The following is a 17,206-nucleotide window of genomic DNA, read 5'->3' as shown; positions in this document are numbered from 1 at the left end:
CGCGCGGGGTGAAGGTCGTGCGTCCGGGCTTCGACTGGCGCGGTCAGGCGAAACGCCTTTGCCGCGAATACCCGCGGCGCGCGCACCTGCCGCTGGCCGTCGTGGACCCGGCGACGCAGCAGTTGTGCGTTGTTTCCGGGCGCCGCCTGCGGGCGTGCTACCCGGTCTCGACCTCGCGCTACGGCCTCGGCGGCGACGAGGGTTCGTGGCGCACGCCGACCGGCGCGCATTATGTCTTCAGGAAAATCGGCGACGGCGAGCCGCTGTTCTCGCGTTTTGTCGCGCGCCGCCCGGTCGGGGAAATCGCCGAACCGGACGCGCCCGGCGGCGATGACGCCATCTGCTCGCGCATCCTGCAACTGGCCGGCCTGGAGCCGCGCGTCAACCGCGGCGGCGCGCGCGATTCGCTGCGGCGCTGCATCTACATTCACGGCACCGTGGATGAAAAGCACATCGGCTCGCCGGCGTCGGTCGGCTGCGTGCGCATGAAGAACGACGACATCGTCGCGCTGTTCGGGCAACTCGCGCCGGGTTCGCTCGTCTATATCCTGGACGGCGCGCCGAAGTGACGGCTTCCTGCGGGGCGTCCGCCGCGTCCGCCGCGCGCGCCGACCTGGCCGACATTTTCAACGCCGGGCTGGCGCGCGTGCGCGGGCGCGACGCGGTTCGCGCCTACTTCGCCGCGCATCCGCCGCCGCCGTCGCCGGTGCATCTGGTCGCCGTCGGCAAGGCGGCGTCGGCGATGGCCGCCGGCGCGTTTGATGCGCTGCCGCAGCACATTGAACGCGCGCTCGTCATCACCAAGCACGGCCATCTGGATGACGATCTGGCGCGGCGCCCCGGCGTGCGCTGCATTGAGTCCGACCATCCGGTGCCGGGCGCCGCCAGCCTTGAGGCCGGCGCGGCGCTGCTCGACTGCCTCGGTTCATGGGCGCGCCCCGGCAACCGCTTTCTGTTTCTGCTGTCGGGCGGCGCGTCGAGCCTGGTCGAGGCGCCCGCCGACGGCCTGACCCCCGGCGGCCTGGAACATCTGACGCGCGCGCTGCTTGACAACGGCCTGGACATCGCGCGCATGAACACGGTGCGGCGCGCGGTGTCGCGCATCAAGGGCGGGCGGCTCGCGCCGCACCTGAACAACTGCCCGGCGCTCAACCTGCTGATTTCCGATGTGCCGGGCGACGACCCCGGCGTCATCGGTTCGGGCCTGCTGACGCCGGTGCGCGAGACCTTCAACGCCGCTGATTATCCGCCGCAAGTCGCCGCCGCGTTGCAAGGCGTTCGCGCGGTGCCGGCGCCGGACGACGCCGCGTTCGCCGCCATTGAGACGCACATCATCGCGCGGCTGGCCGACGCCCGGCGCGCGTGCCTGCAAAAGGCCGCAGCGCTTGGCCACGACGCCGCCGACCCCGGCGATTTTCTCGACGGCGACGCCGCCGACACCGCGCGCCAGGTCTGCCGGCGGCTGTGCGAGGCGCGGCGCAGCGTGTTGGTGCTCGGCGGCGAGACACTGATGCACCTGCCCGACAAGCCGGGGCGCGGCGGGCGCAACCAGCATCTGGCGCTGGCGGCGGCGGCGGCGATTCAGGGGCGCGACGATGTGTTTCTGCTGGCCGCCGGCACCGACGGCACCGACGGCCCGACCGACGCCGCCGGCGGCGTCGTGGACGGCGGCACCATCGCGCGCGGCGAAAGCGCCGGACTGTCCGCCGCCGACTGCCTGGCGCGCGCCGACAGCGGCGCTTTTCTGGAGGCGTCGGGCGACCTCATCGTAACCGGCCCGACCGGAACCAATGTGATGGACCTGGTCATCGGCCTGAAGTTGGCCTGAGTTCTGTTTTCAGATTGCGCCGGGCAGCGCCGCCGGTGTATGGACTTGGGCATCAGCCTGGGTTGGCCTGAGTATTGTGTTGAAGGTGCGCCGAACAGCGCCGCCGGTGTCAGTCCGGCGGGCGCGTGTGCAGGCGTCCGTTGTCCAGTTCAAGCACGCTGCCTTGTTCGTACCAGTCGCCGAGCACGATGCGCTGCGCCGGTTCGCCGTCCACCGTGAAGTCGTGAATCGCCGGGCGGTGGGTGTGGCCGTGTATCAGCCGCCGCACCGAGAAGCGGCGCATGCAGGCGGTGACGGCGCGCTGCTCAACATCCATCACGGTCTCGCTCTTGCCGGCCATCGCGCGGCGGCTGCTTTGGCGCAGCGACAGCGCGATGCGCCTGCGCCAGTCGAGTTTCAGACGCCGCGCCGCCGCCATCGCCAGCGGGTGGCGGATGATGCGGCGGTAGCGCTGGTAGCCGGTGTCGGCGGTGCACAGCAGGTCGCCGTGCATCAGCAGCGTCGGGCGGTCGGCGTCGAGGACATGCAGGTCCGGCAGCAGGCGGCAGCCGGTGCGCCGCGCGAATTGCGCGCCGGCCATGAAGTCGCGGTTGCCGGCGATGAAATAGACCGGAATGCGCGCGCCGAGTTCGGCCAGCGCCCGGAAGACGCCGGCAAATTCCTCCGCCGGGTCGTCGTCGCCGACCCAGTAGTCGAACAGGTCGCCGAGGATGAACAGTTGGTCGGCGCGCCTCGCGCGGCCCCGCAGGAAGCCGGCGAAGCAGTCCATGATGTGCGGGCGTTCGGGACTGAGATGGCAGTCCGAGACGAACAGCGCGGTCATTCAGCCGCGCCGCCCGCCGCCGCAAACGGCGTCATGATTCGCCGGCGACAGCCGCCTTCCTGATGGTGACGGCTTTTTCGGGCACATCGCCCGCCGCAAACGGCGTCATGATTCGCCGGTGACAGCCGCCTTTTTGATGGTGACGGTTTTTTCGGGCACATCGCTGTACGGGCCGGCGCGCACGGTCTTGCCGGCGGCGATCTTGTCCACCACATCCAGCCCCTCGACGACCTTGCCGAACACGCAGTAGCCCCAGCCCTGCGCGTTCTGCGCCTTGAAGTCGAGAAAGGCGTTGTCTTTCAGGTTGATGAAGAACTGCGCCGTCGCCGAGTGGGGGTCGTTGGTGCGCGCCATGGCGATGGTTCCGCGCAGGTTGCGCAGGCCGTTGTCGGCCTCGTTCTTGATCGGCGCGCGCGGCGTCCGCTGCTGCATGCCCTCCTCAAAGCCGCCGCCCTGAATCATGAAGTTCGGAATGACGCGGTGAAAAATCAGGCCGTCGTAGAAGCCGTCGCGCGCGTAGGCGAGGAAGTTTTCGGTCGTCACCGGCGCCTTGGCCGGGTTGAGTTCAACGACGATGTCGCCGAGGCTGGTCGCAAGGCGCACGCGCGGGGCGTCGGCGTCGGCGCACGCCGTCATGCCCAGCGCCAGCAGTGTGCAGCAGGCGGCGGAAAAATTCGGAAGCAGTTTAGACATGGTTTGTATCCCGGGTTGGTGGTGAATCAGGTCTTATATGTTACCCGTTCTCGCGCCGGTGTCCACAACCGCCGCCCGCGCCTGCGTTATGGCGCTTGCGTTATAATCGGGCGCGGCGGGGCATGGCGCAGTCTGGGAGCGCACCTGCTTTGGGAGCAGGAGGTCGGAGGTTCAAATCCTCTTGCCCCGACCACGGCGCCTGTAGCTCATCTGGAAAGAGCATCGGTCTTCTAAACCGGAGGTAGCAGGTTCGAGTCCTGCCAGGCGCGCCAGAGGTGGGCGTAGCTCAGTTGGTAGAGCACAGGATTGTGGCTCCTGATGTCGTGGGTTCGAGTCCCATCGCTCACCCCACCCCCCGCGCCGCCAAAGGCGCGAATTGGCCGGTGAACGGCGGTTCGGGTATAATGCCGCGCCTGGACAGGGGCATGCACGGCCTTTGTTCCCGCACATGCACCAGGTGTGAACAGATTCCATTCATTCGCTTTTGCGACCCTGTCTCTCGTCGTCGGCGCGGTCTTGTACCCGGGCGCGGCGACGGCGCAGGCGCCGGAGGTCTCGATTGCTCCGGCGAACCAGACTGTCAGCGAGGGCGGCAACGCCGTCTTCACGATAACGGTGCACGGCACGACGGCGATGGCGACGACGGCCACTTACAGCATCACCGGCGTCGGCATCTCCGGTTCGGCGCAGCCGCAGGACCTCGGCGCTCCCGGCACGACAACGCCGCTGGAAAGGTTTTTGTCGGCGCAGGAAGTGCGCGTCGAGGCTGGCACGAATGCCACCGCCGACATCACCATTCCGGTGTTGCGCGACGGGCGCAACGAGGCGGTTGAACTCTTCGCCGTCCGCCTGACCGGCGCCGAAGGCGGCGCCACCGCGCTGTCCGGCAGCCGTTTCGCCGTCGTCGAAATCAGCGCCAGCGCCGACTTCATCCTGTCGCTGCAAGGCCCGGCGACCGCGGTCGAGGGCGACACCGCCGAATACGACTTCCTCATCAGCGGCGACGCGCCGGTCAGCACGCTGCAAGTGCCGTACGAAGTCGCCGTCGGCGGCGCCGCCGCGCCCGCCGACCTGCAAATCCTGACCCCCGGCGCCACGTCCTTCGGCGGCGCCCCGGCGGCGGCCACCGGCTACCTCGCCATCGCCGCCGGCACCACCGCCGGCACGCTGCTGGTTCGCATCGCCGACGACGATGTCACCGAGACGGCGGCGGAATCCATCCAGGTGTCCGTCGGCGGCGCCCCGTTCCGGGGCAACGACGGCGTCTTTCCCATCATCGGCGCCGCGCGCAGCGTGCAGACCACGCTGACCGACCCGTCTGATGGCCGCGTGCTGCTGTCCGCAGGCCCCGCCGCGGCGGTGGCCGAGGGCGCCACCGCGACTTTCACCGTGCGCGTTGTCGGCACCATCGCCGACACGACCACGGCCACTTATGTTGTTTCCGGTTTCGGCGCCAACCCGGCGTCTGCGGCGGACTTCGCCGGCGGTGAATTCCCGTCCGGCGAAGTCGTCATCCCTGCGGGCGCCAATCCGTCCGCGATGATGGAACTGTCCATTCGGGACGACGACAGCCTGCCCGAAGGCGAGGAAACCTTCCGGATTTTGCTGACCGGCGCCGAAAGCGACAGCGCGGTGGCGCCGGCGGCCAATTCGCTGCTGGTCGCCGCCATCGCCGCCGACGGCGTTATCATCGCCGGGCCGTCGGCGGAAGTCGCCGAGGGCGGCGAGGCCGTTTTCACCGTTACTGCGCGCGGGCAAACAACGCAGAACACCGTCGTAACCTGGTCGGTGTTGCCGGGCGTGTCGTCGCCGGCGTCGGCGAACGATTTCGGCAACGCCGGCAACACCGCGCCGCTCGCGGCATTCCCGGCCAGCCGCATGCTGACCATCACGCCGGGCGTCAACAGCACCGCCCAAATACGCCTTCCGGTGTTCAACGACGCCGGCAACGAAGGCGCCGAGACTTTCAGCGTGTTGCTGACCGGCGCCGAGGGCGGCATGACCGCGACCGGCCCGCCGCCGCAGGACACGGCGTCGGCGACCATCGCCGAGAGCAACGACGATTTCACTTTCACCTTCACCGGCCCTTCCGCGGTGGCGGAGGGCGATGTGGCCGACTACACGCTGCGATTGCAGGGCGGCTATCCGCTGACGCAAGACCTCGTCGCCACCTGGATCATTGACTCCGCGACCAGCCCCACCACGGTGGACGGCGGCGACTACCAGGTGCTCGCGCCCGCGGGTTTCGGCGGGCACGGCGCAAGCAACCGGAATTTGACGATTCCCGCGGGCGGCGACAGCGCCGTTGTCCGCATCCGCTTCATCGCCGATTCCGTCGCCGAGGCGGCGACCGAGACGCTCGCGGTGTCGGTGAATGTCGCGTTTCAGGGCAACGGCGGCGTTTTCCCGCTGCCGGCTTCCGGCGTCAGCGCCAGAAACCCGAACCGGGTCGGCGTTGATGTCGTCATCAACGACCCGCCCGCGCGCCGCGTGATTCTGGACGCAGGCCCCGCGGCGCCGGTGGCCGAGGGCGCGAGCGCGACCTTCACCGTGCGCATACCGGGCGCCAGCAGCGCCACCACGGTTCAATATGTTGTCGCCGGCAGCGGCGACAATCCGGCGGCGGCGGCGGACTTCGCCGGCGGCGTGTTTCCTTCCGGCGGCGTGGTCATCGCCGAGGGCACGAATTCCAGCGCGACGATTGCGATACCGCTCGCCGCCGACCTCACGACCGAGGAGCGCGAAACCTTCACGCTGACGCTGACCGGCGCAAGCGCCGAAAGCACCGAGCAGCCGACGCTGCCCGCCAACCCGTCGCGTGAGGCGGCCATCGCCGCCGACGCCGTCGGCGTCGTCAGCCTGTCCGGCCCCGCGGCGCCGGTGGCCGAGGGTGCGAACGCGGCCTTCAGCGTGCGCCTGTCCGGCGCAATCAACGGCGACGCGCAGGTGCGTTACCGGGTCACAGGCACCGCTGCCGGGGCGCGGCCCGCCGACTTCGGCGGCGGCCTGGACAGCGAGTTCCCCGAGGGCGTCCTGACGCTGGCCGCAGGCACCGACACCGGCGTCAACCTGGAGATTCCGGTTCACGACGACAACCGCAACGAAGCCGACGAAGCCTTTGAGGTGTTTCTGGAACTGGTGACCGCCCGTGTCGGCGGCGTCACGCTTCGCCTCGCGTCAACGGCGGGCGTCGCCGTTGTCATTGCCGACAACGATCCGGTCGTGGCAACGCTCACCCCGCCGTCGCAGCCGGTCAGCGAAGGCGACGACGCGGTCTTCACCGTCGAGTTGGCCGGCGGCGCGCGCGACAACGACCTGACGATGGCCTGGCAAACCACGCAGACCGGCGCGATGAACACCGCCGAAGCCGGCGACTTCGGCGACCGCGCCGCCGCCGCGAATTTTCCCGCCGGCACGCTGACCTTCGCGCCCGGCGACAGCCGCATGACCGCCGAGGTTGCCGTCTTCAAGGACTTTGTGACGGAGGGGGCGGAAACCTTTGTGTTTGAACTGGAGCGCGCAACCGGCGCCGCCGGCGAAGTGCCCGCGGCGATGACGGCGACGGCGACCATCGCCGCGAGCGACTCCAGAGACCGCGTGTTTGCCGTCGCCGGGCCGGACAGCATTGCCGAGGGCACCACCGCGATGTATTCCGTTGTTTTCGAGTCCGGCGCCGACATCGCCGGCGGCGGGCTGACGCTGAACTGGGCCATCGAGGGGCGCGGCGCGGTCGCGGCGAACGCCGACGACTTCATCACCGCGCAAACAGGCAGCGTGGCCTTTGCCGCGGGCGACGCCGCCGGCACGAGCCGCAGCATCGCCGTCGCCGTCGCCGACGACGCGCTGGCCGAGGGCCGGGAAACCTTCGCGCTGGTGTTTGATGAAACCACGGTCGGCGTCCGGCAGGCGCCGGTCGCGTCCATATTGGACGACGATGAAGTCACCGTCGCCTTGAGCGGCGGCGGCGCGACATCCGAGAGTCTCAGCGTCTCGTTCACGGTGACATTGGGCGGCAGCACGCGCCAGAACACCGCCGCGATTCCGTGGCGCATCGCCGCCGATGCGTCCGCCGCGACGGCGAACGCCGACGCCGCCGACTACGAGCCGGACAGCGGCTTTTTCATCATGGAACCCGGCGCCACGACGGCGATGGTCAGCGTAACCGCCGTGGATGACGAGGTGACCGAGCGCGCCGAGGTCTTTGTGATGCATCTGGACGAGGCGGCCCGCGGCGCGGGAGTGCCGCGGATGCTGAACTCATCGCAGAGCGCGACCATCGCCCAAAGCGACCCGCGGCGGGTGGTGTTTGAGCGCACCGGTTATCTGATCAGCGAGGCGGCGCCCGGCGCCACCAACACCGCCAACCCGCGGCTGCGGTTTGAGCCGCCCGGCACGGCCGGGGAGGATGTGACGGTGAGGCTTGCGCCGCTCAGCCTGAGCATCCCCACGAGCATGGGCGTTGTCGCCGGCACCGGGGATTACCGCTTCTTCAACGCCGCCGGCGATACGGCGCTGCCCGCCGGCACGGCGAACACGCGGGTAACACTGCCCGCCGGCGAGACGGGCGCGCCGGCGAAAATCGCGATACCGCATGTGAACGGGTACGAGACCACCAGAACGCTGGGCCTTGTCATTGATGACGCGCTGATTGGCGGAACCAGCGCCAGCGGGCTGGTCACGGCGGGCGAGGCGAGCACCACCGGCATCACCATTCAGGAAGATGACCGTTTGGTGTTTGGCTTCTTGAGAGACCGGCATGATTTTGTTGAAGATACGAGATCCGACCCGGGGTTTTTCGTGCAGATAACGAATGTCGGCGCAAACCGATTTGACGGCCAGCCGGCTTTGCGGATTGTTTTTCGGGGATCTTTGCAGGAAATCCTGCGCGATACCGTTGTTCCGAGTCTTCCGAGTCTTGGGCGCGTATTTACACGCTCCTTCGGATTGAACTCTACCATTGAGGTCAGTAACTTTGACATCGTTGATGACAGTGTTGGGCTTGAAGATGAAGAGTTGTTCGATGTTCGCATCCTTACGCATGCTGAAGCCAGGGAGTTGGGTGAGCAGCAGGATCCGAGAATTGCCGCCAACTTTTCCCCGGTGCAGGAGACAGTGCTGGCGGTATTGGACAACGAGTTTATTCGGGAAAATCGCTGGAGGATAGACCGCAACACTGCCAGAACAACCCCCATCCGGGTATCCGAATCGCAGGGAACCTTGAGGCCGGATCAGGCTCCGCATCTGTCATCGGCCTCGGTGCGGGATGTGGATTTTCCCTGGGAGACGGGCGCCGCGCCCGGCGCCATGTTTGACGCCGTGGAGGGTCAGGACTATCGCCTGACCACATCCACATCCATCAGGCGGGGAGCACGGAGCAACACATTTGATTCGAGAGTTGTCCATCCTCCGCTGGTTCTGATTGACGACGATGTCGCGGAAGAAGACAAGGCGTTTCAACTGAGTTACGACAGCGGACAGGTGGTCGCGGGATTTACCAGCGGCTTGGAGATTCATAGAACAACCAGAACAATCATCATCGCGGACGACGACGACATCCGGGTTGATTTTGAGCAGGCGGAATACACGCTGGCCGAAGGCGTGACGACGACGATTTGCGTCGTCGTTCCCGGCTACAGTCTCAACCGGACGGTGACGGCGAGCGTCGCCGTGAACAGCGTCACCGCCGCGCGCGACACGGATTACACGCTGACCGGCGACGGCCGCCTCGCCGATTTCACGAGTTCCGCCTCGGAGCAGAGGCGCTGCCTGAATCTGGAGATTCTGGACGATTTGGTGTCGGAACCGGACGAGGTGTTCACACTGAGCCTTCAGTTTGACGGCAGTTCGGGGTCGCGGGTCGCGTCGGCGCGGCCCACCGCCACGGTGACGATAGACGACGAGACCCCCGTCGGGTTCAGCACTGTTGTCGGCAACAGTCTCTACGCCGACACCCCGGAGATGCTGGCCTGCGATGATTGCGGCGACGACAGCCGAATTGCCTATCAACTCGCCAACCCGGTCGTCAACGGCGCGACCTTCTCGTTTGACGCACAGGCGCGGCTGACGCCGCCGGACGGCGCCGCGCGCAGCGCCTTTTTGTCGCAGACGACATTCGGCATCGCCCACGACGCCGCTGTCCTGAACAACTGCCGCGCCGCGAGGGCCGGCCTGACCGCGACCCGTCAAGACGGGTTCTATCTGCAAACGGCGATGACGGCGGCGACCGGCACGACGGCGTGGACTTTCACCGCCACAGGCGCCGATGCCTACGACGCCGGCGACGCCGCCGCCAACCGCACGCGCTTCGGCGAACTGACGACGGACTACCGCGACCTGTTCCGTGTGGAGTGCGACATCGCCGACACCGCCACCCGCACCGATGTCGGCATCGCCGCAGTCGGCTGGAGCGGCCTGCGAACGCTGGTGGCGGGCGGGCGCGACCGCGGCCATCTGGCGTACGCCGGCAACCGCTTCGACGACATCGCCACCAACGGCGACCCGTGGGCGGTGGAGGTGAATCTGTACGGCGACGGGCGGCGCGTTGACTTGGTGATGAGCGAGCCGCTGCAAGGGCCGCTTTCGCCGGCGGTTTTCGCGCACACCGGCGGCGGCGTTTCCATCACCGCCGCCGCGCTGGCGTCGCCGCGCGTCATTGAACTGACGCTGTCGGGCGATTCCGCCGGCGGCGCCGTCGCCGTCGCCGCCGGGCAAAGCCTGACGGCGGGCGACGGCGCGAGCGTCGCCGCCGGCTACCATCTGGCGCGACTGCCGGCGCACGACAACGCCGCGCCGGAGATGACGGCGGCGTCGTTTGACAACAACGACACCGTGCGCCTCGCCTTCAGCCCCGACTTCAACGCCGCCGCCGTCTCCACCGCCGACTTTGTGCTGTCGGTGCTGAACCCGGACGGCATCACCGGCGTCGAGGTGGTTTCGCTGGCGACCGACTCGAACACGACGGCGACGCTGGTTGTGCGCACGCTCGGCGGCGCCGTTCAGGAAGGCGCGGCGCGCTCGGCAAACGGCGCCGAGCGGCTGCAAATCCGGCTGGCGCGGAACTTCGTCGGCGACATCACCGACAATGTCGCGGACGCCGAAGACCACCCGGCGGAGACGCACCAGACGCCGTCGCGGGCGCTGGCGTTCGGCGACGACCTGAGGCCGGGGCTGCTCGAGTTCACGGCGGTCAACCGGACATCGGCTTCCGGCGGCTATGTGATGAATTTCCGCGCCCGCTTCAGCGAACGCGTGAACCTGCAAAGCAGCGGCATCCGCGTGCTGGAGGTGAGCCTCGCAGGCGAAAACACCGGCGGCCAACTCGCGAACGATGTGAATGTGATGGTGACGCGGCAAAGCGCCGGCGCCGCCAGCGCGACCTACGCGATTGCGCTCGGGCCGCTGACGCCGTCGCAGTACCCGCCGGCGGGCTTCGGCTACACCGTTGAATTGATCGCCGCCGCCATCGCCGACGACGCCGGCAACGCGCTGTTCCCCGCCGAAGACCGGCGCGCGACGATGGGCGGGCACAACCGCCGCGGCGCCTTCCACACCTCGGAAGACCTTGTTGCGCCGACGCTGATGAGCGCCCGCCTCGACGACGCCAACGCAAACCTGACGCTGACCTTCAGCGAGCCGGTGCAGTTTGACGCGGCGACGGGCAGCATTGCCGACATTGAAATCACCGACAGTCCGGGCGGCTGGATTACGACGGCGGCATTGACATCGTTTCCGACGATTCCGGCGGGGGGCAGCACCGAGGTGCGGTTCGCCGTCGCGACACAGGGGCCGCCGCCGCTGAACGGCGCCTCGCCCGAAGGGCGCGAGCGCGCGCGCATCACGCTGCTGACCTACACCGGCGACGCCGGCATACGCTGGCAGGATGCGACCGGCAACCTGCTGGCAAGCGGCGAGACGGCGGACTTCGGGTTCAACGACAACGCCGCGCCGGTCATCGCCGCCGTCGAGGCGCAAGCCGGCCTTGTCGCCGGCGGCACGACGAGACGGGTTACATGGACGGTCACTTTCACTGAGCCGGTCACCGGCGTGGCGGCCAACAGTTTTGACATTTACGCGCTGGCCTCGAGCACCGCGAGCGTCAGCGACGCCCAATCCCGCCGCGGCGCCGACACCTTCGCCGGCGCGGGTTTCGAGTTCACCGCCGCCGCCTCGACCGCCGGTTACACCATTGAACTGGCCGAGCCGTCGGGCGCGCCGTTGTATTACCTGCCGGCGACGACCGACACCAATGTCATCCGCGAAGTGCCGCCGAAAACCCGCGCCCTCGGCGGCGTCGTGCAAACCGGCCCCGACGGCGCGCGCGGCGTGCTGACGCTGCGCGACGAGACGCCGCCGCGGCTGACCGCGCCGCCCTCCATCTCGACCGGCAACACGACCATCATCTACCGCTTTGACGAGGATGTGCGGCGCGCGGCGGCGACAACCGACGCCCTGGTTGCGCTGTTCAACGCCGGACTCTCGACGGCGTCGGCGGCGTCGCTTGCCGGCGACCCGGCGGGCTACGACCGCACCGCGGTCCTGAACGACGCCATCAGCGGCATCCGCGTAACCGGCGCGGTGCTGGAGGCGGGGGAATTGCGCCTTGCGCTTGAAATCAGCGGGCCTGCGCCGCTGGACGGCGCGGTGCCGGTCACGGCGACGAATTTCCTGCAAATCGCCTTCCCCGAAGGCGCCATCGAGGACATCCCCGCCGGCGGTTTTGACGGCAACAGCGTGGCGGCGCGCACCGACTTCTTCACGCTGCACGACACGGCGGCGCCGCGGGTGGTTTCGGCGGCGGCGCGCGGCGATGCACAGGAAAACCCGGACACCACCTCCAGCGCCGGCTGGACGGTTGTTTTCACCGAGCCGGTCAGCGGCGTCGGCAGCGGCGACTTTGTCGTGTGCGCGGTGGACGCCGCCGCCGATTCCTGCGCCGATGAAACGGCGCTGGGCGGCACGGTCGTCAACGCCGACAGCATTGTCTCGCGCGAATACATCGTCTCGACCGGCAGCCTGGTCCAGCGGATTGGCGCGCCCGTTTTCTACCGCCTGCAAGTGGATGAGAGCGCGACCATCGCCGCAAGGGACGCGCCGGGGCAGGGCATCGAGGGCCTGCCGTTCACCGGTGATGCGCACGAGGTGGCGGACACCGTCGCGCCGGTGCTGACGGGCGCCTTGATGGACTTTCCCGCGGGCAACCGGGCGACCGCGACGCTGGTGTTCAACGAGGCGGTCACGCTGAACGACTTCGCGGCGCGCGCGCAGATTGCCGTCACCACCTCCAGCGAATGGATAACCGGTGCGGCGCTTGCCGGCGATGCCGTGGCCGACGGCGCCAATTTGCACATTCCGCTGCAAACCAGCGGCGCGGCGCCGGTCAGCGGCGGTTCGCCGGACGGCGTCGAGGCCATCACCGTCACGCTCGCCGCAGGCGCCGTCGCCGATGCGGTGGCGGACGCCAACAGCGCCGAATACCGGCGGCAACTGGCCTTCCCCGAGAACGCGCCGCCGCAGTTGCGGCTGCGCGCGCCGGGCGCGCCGGTGCCCGACTTCCGCCGCCACCGGGTTGCGCCCGACGGCGGCGGCACGCTGATGATGGCCTGGCGGCTTCGCTTCACCGAGGCGGTGGCCGGCGTCAGTACCGACAGTTTCACGCTGTTCTCGGCGCCGGAGGTGGCCGAGGGCGCCGACCTCGCCGCGCTGGCCGACAGCCTGACGAGCGACGCCGGCGTGATGAACCTGGCGACATCGGCGACGGCCTATTCGTCGTTCACGGCGGCGCCGGTCACCGACGCGCCCGCGGTTGCGATGACATCGGGCAGCGTCGTGTATTCCGACACATGGGAATTGACCGTCACCGGCCTGTCCGCAATCAACATCACGACGACGACGCTGGCGCATTACATCGTGCGCCTTGAGCAGACGCAGGCGGCGGCGCGAATCAGCGACGACGAAGGCCGGTCTTTTGCAAACTATGCGCCGGCGCGCCCGGTCTGGAGCGAGGTGCAGCCCGCCGGCGATGCCAACGCGCCGCAGGTCGGCGCCGCCGCGCAGGCGACGGCGGTGCCGGGCAGCCCCACCGAACTGTTGCTGGAAGTAACGATTGAGGATGTGCTGACGACGGCAAGCGCCGCGACTTTCATGAACAACTTCGGCGTGCGCAGCCGCAACGGCGCGGCGGTGCCGCCCGCCGGGCCGTTCGCGACGGTGTCCGGCATGGAACTGGTGCGCTACGGCGCCGCGACCGATGTGCGGGTGGCGGTCGGCGAGGACGAGACGACGCTGACATTCCGCGCGCGCCTGACGGGCACGCTCGACAACGGCGAGTCGGCGGTCGGCGGCGAGCGTTTCCGGTTCACGATACCGGGCGGGCGGCTGACCGACATTTTCGGCAACACGCAGAACGACGACATGACTTTCACGGCGACCGTTCCGGAGAGCGGCGCGCCGGAGGTGGCCGAGTTTTCGGTGCTGTCGTCGGTCGAGCGCGCGCCCAACACCGGCGTGTTTGATTTGCGCTATCTGCTGGCGTTCACCGAGCCGGTCACCATTTCAAGCGCCGCGCTGGCGCTGTATTCGGCGCCCGGCAGGAATCAGCCGCCGCTGACGAGGGCGGGGGCGGTGCCAATCGGCAATGTGCTGGACGGCGCGCTCGCCGCCGGCATCCCGCCTTCGTCGGTGGCCAGTTCGATGTCGCAGGCGAGGGTTGTCGTCGCATACAACGGCGTGCAGCGCCCGGAACGGATGGTTCGCGGCTATGCGATTTTCCTGCGCGACACCGGCGCGACGGAAAGCATGGCGCCGATGACCAGGACGCTTGAGGATTGCCCGTACTACGACACCGACGAGACGATGACGGGCTGTTTGTCGGCGTCGGCGGATGTGTCCGATGTCTCGCCGCCGCGCCTGCACGGCGCGGGCTACGCCGGCAGCCGTTTGTGGCTGCGGTTCGACGAACCGGCGCGGGCGCTGGCCGCCGGCGCGGAACTCGCCGACGGCGATGCGCTGGAAGGTTTCGAGGTGCTGCCGGGCCATCAGATGGGGCAAATGACGAGCGCCAGCGTCGCCGTCGAGCGGGCGGCGTACCGCGTTTCGGCGCAACCGGGCGCGGCGCGCATCACCGGCATAGAACTGCAACTGGACACGGTGATTCAGGGCACCGAAACCGCGGTGTGGGTGCGCTATACGCCGCCCGCCGCCGGCGCCGGCATTTACGACAACGCCGACCTGCGCGGCCTGAACGCCGCGCCCAACCGGATTGCGCGGGTTCTGGAACTGCGCGTGGCCGAGGGCCTGACCGACGACGGCGACGGCGACGGCATTCCGGATGCGGCGGAAATTGAATACGGCGGCAATCCGCTGGCGCCGCTGTCGGACGCCGAGCGTGCGGCGCTGCCGCAAGTCGTGTTGGGCCGCGGCGTTTCGGACATCGCCCGCATCGCGTATTCGGGCATCCGCGTGCTCGGCGCCGACGCCCATCTCGGCATCGGCACGACCGGCACCGTCGCCGCCAGGCTCACCGCCTGGTACCTGAGCGACACCTTCGGCTACACGCCGGCGCCGGGCGAACCCGGCTACGGCTGCACCGGGCGCTTCCCGGCCAATTACCGGGCGCCGGTGGCGCGCGGCGGCTGCGCGGTCGTGGATTTTGCCGACATCCGGGCCGGCGTTGAGCACCGGATCGGGTGGCTGGCGGCGGACGCGGCGGGCTACTGGCTGCCGCAGGCCACGACAAGCACGCTGTCTGAGCAGCGCATCGTCCGCGTGCCGGAATTGAACATGAACAGCGAACGGCTGTTCTTCCTGGCCGCCGACGCCGACTCGGCCACGGTTGCGGTCGAGGCGAACCACGACGGCCCCGAGGCGGCGTCGGATTTGACGCTGTCGTTCACGACCGGTGAGATGCAGACGGGCAGGAAAACCTTTTCGTTCACGGTCGCAAAAAGCGCCGTGACCGCTTCGCGCACCTGGGGCATCGCCGGGCTGTCGGGCGCCGGCGCGTCGTTGTGGCGTGCCGGCACCGACACCGCCGCGCTGACGGCAAACAGTTATTCGCTGGGGCTGGCGACGCAGACGACGGTGGTGCGGCTTGGCGACGACTCGCTGCCGCCGACGGTCGGTTCGCCGGTGCTGTTCAGCGGCGCCGGGCGCGGCGACGGCGATGTGCGTTCGGTGCTGTCGGCGGGCGTGTTCGCCGTCCAACTGCCGGTCGAGAATCCGCACCCGAGCCTCGCGCCTGTGGTGACCGCGACCGGCGCCGGCGCCGCCGCGTTGTCGGCGCTGTCGGCGGTGCGTTCGGGCGCCGACATTGAAGTCGCGCTGACGGTGGCGGCGGTTACGACGCCGACTTCGGTGACGCTGCGCATCTCGGCGCCCGGGCGCGGCGCCACCGCGACGGTGACGGTTTCGTGGCCGATTGTGCCGTCGGCCCATGCGCTGGCGGCTGTGGCCGCAAGCGACGGCGACCGGGACGGCATCGCCGACGACAGCGATTTGTACGAAGACGACAGCGGCCTGCCGGTGGCGGTGCTGGACACGGACGGGAGCCTTGCGGGCGCCGATTCGTGGCACCACATCCGCCCGGTGCTGCCGGGGCAAAGCGTGCGCCTCGGCGCGGCGACGCTGAGGCGCGCGGCGGACAGGGAAGACCTGATGCCCGGCGCGGCGCCGTCGTACGACACCTGGGCGGCGTCGTTCTTCGATGTCGAGGGCTTTGAAGTGGTGTATGATTTCAGCGTGTATGATGTGGATTACTCATCGGGGATGGCGCAAAACTCGACCGCGACGACGGTGGCCGGAGGCCGCGCCGGCGTGATCATTCCGCTGCCGGAATCGCTCTATGCCGACGCCAACCTGGCGCTGTTCAAATACCGCGAAGACGGCGCCTCCGAGCCGTTCGCGGCCTTGCCCGGCGGCAACGACTATGGCTTTGCACCGCTCGCCAACGGCGCGTGCCCCGACGACACCGGGGCTGCGGACAGCCCGTACCGCGACAGCGGCGGTCTCAGGCGTCCGAAGTCGGGCGGCGACGCCTGCCTGGTGGTTTATGTCGCCGACGGCGGCGAATATGACGAGGATGAGGCGCTTCCCAACGGCGTCGTCCACGATCCGCTCGGGCTGCGCGCCGGTGGCGGCGGCGGAGTCGGCGCGGGCGGCGGCAGTTTCGGTGTTGCCGGGCTGCTGATGCTGATGCTCGGCGCGCTGTGCATGTTTTTGCGGCGGCGTTTTCCGAACGCCGCGCGCGGTGCAGGAGGAAAGGCATGACGCGGGGCGCGCTGGCGCTGATGGCTGGCCTCGCGCTGGCGTCGCCGGTTTGCGCCGACACCGGCGCGGCGAAGAAGGCCGTGGACGGCCTGGTGCAGGAATTGCTGACCGAGGTCAAGGCCAACAAGGCGCTGTATCAGAACAACGACGACGCGCTGTTCCGGCTGATTCGCCAGCGCATTCTGCCGGCGGTGGACACCGCGACCCTGAGCCGCCTGGTGCTCGGCAGGCACTGGAAGGGCCTCGGCGACGGGCAGCGCCGGAATTTCACCGCGGCGATGGAGTCGCTGCTGATACGCAGTTACGGCAAATCGCTGACACTGCTGACCGAGGTGGACCGGATTCGTTTCCGCGCGCCGCAGAAGGCGGGCGGCGGCAAGTATGTGCTGGTCGCGAGCGATGTCACCTTCGAGGCCAACGAGCCGCCTCTCAGCATCAACTACATGATGCACGACAGGAACGGCAGATGGCAGGTCTTCGATCTGGTGATTGACGGCCTCAGCCTGGTCAAGCAGTTCAGGCAGAGTTTTGACCGCGAAATTCGCGAAGACGGCTTTGATTCGCTGCTCAGGCGCCTGAACACCGCCTCCTGAGCGGTG

6 protein-coding genes and 3 tRNA genes are annotated in these 17,206 nt (G+C 68.8%); 7 read left to right on the top strand and 2 right to left on the bottom strand.

The genetic code is table 11. The features are described 5' to 3' along the window. The first annotated feature begins 8 nt into the window (after positions 1 to 8). Positions 9 to 569: a L,D-transpeptidase gene (locus OXU50_06715; protein ID MDD9869565.1), complete on the top strand. Its 561-nt coding sequence runs from the start codon at positions 9 to 11 to the stop codon at positions 567 to 569. Beyond that, the gene (locus OXU50_06710; GenBank protein ID MDD9869564.1) at positions 566 to 1,828 is read left to right on the top strand and encodes a DUF4147 domain-containing protein; all 1,263 of its coding nucleotides are present in this window, start codon (positions 566 to 568) and stop codon (positions 1,826 to 1,828) included. Before OXU50_06715 ends, OXU50_06710 begins: the two co-directional genes overlap by 4 nt. Before the next feature lie 109 nt (positions 1,829 to 1,937). Here OXU50_06710 and OXU50_06705 read toward each other — a convergent pair whose 3' ends face one another. Both OXU50_06705 and OXU50_06700 read right to left on the bottom strand, forming a co-directional pair. Beyond that, the gene (locus OXU50_06705; protein ID MDD9869563.1) at positions 1,938 to 2,651 is read right to left on the bottom strand and encodes a UDP-2,3-diacylglucosamine diphosphatase; all 714 of its coding nucleotides are present in this window, start codon (positions 2,649 to 2,651) and stop codon (positions 1,938 to 1,940) included. A 105-nt stretch (positions 2,652 to 2,756) separates the two neighbouring features. Then, positions 2,757 to 3,287, bottom strand: a complete 531-nt coding sequence (locus OXU50_06700; GenBank protein MDD9869562.1) for a peptidylprolyl isomerase — start codon at positions 3,285 to 3,287, stop codon at positions 2,757 to 2,759. Positions 3,288 to 3,460: 173 nt separating this feature from the next. On the opposite strand from OXU50_06700, the gene OXU50_06695 reads away from it, so the two are divergent. From OXU50_06695 to OXU50_06675, 5 genes are all read left to right on the top strand, one after another. After that, a tRNA-Pro gene (locus tag OXU50_06695) sits at positions 3,461 to 3,537 on the top strand. A 2-nt stretch (positions 3,538 to 3,539) separates the two neighbouring features. Further along, positions 3,540 to 3,616: transfer RNA gene (locus tag OXU50_06690), tRNA-Arg, on the top strand. Between the two features lie 3 nt (positions 3,617 to 3,619). Then, a tRNA-His gene (locus OXU50_06685) sits at positions 3,620 to 3,695 on the top strand. Between the two features lie 108 nt (positions 3,696 to 3,803). Next, on the top strand, positions 3,804 to 16,607 hold the full coding sequence (locus tag OXU50_06680) for a hypothetical protein (GenBank protein MDD9869561.1): 12,804 nt from the start codon (positions 3,804 to 3,806) through the stop codon (positions 16,605 to 16,607). Beyond that, positions 16,604 to 17,200, top strand: a complete 597-nt coding sequence (locus tag OXU50_06675) for an ABC transporter substrate-binding protein (protein MDD9869560.1) — start codon at positions 16,604 to 16,606, stop codon at positions 17,198 to 17,200. Before OXU50_06680 ends, OXU50_06675 begins: the two co-directional genes overlap by 4 nt. Positions 17,201 to 17,206: the final 6 nt, after the last annotated feature.

The sequence above is a fragment of the Gammaproteobacteria bacterium genome (assembly GCA_028817225.1).
Taxonomy (GTDB): domain Bacteria; phylum Pseudomonadota; class Gammaproteobacteria; order Poriferisulfidales; family Oxydemutatoraceae; genus Oxydemutator.
Note: the sequence above shows the minus strand (reverse complement) of the source record. Positions and strands in the feature narration are given on the sequence as shown.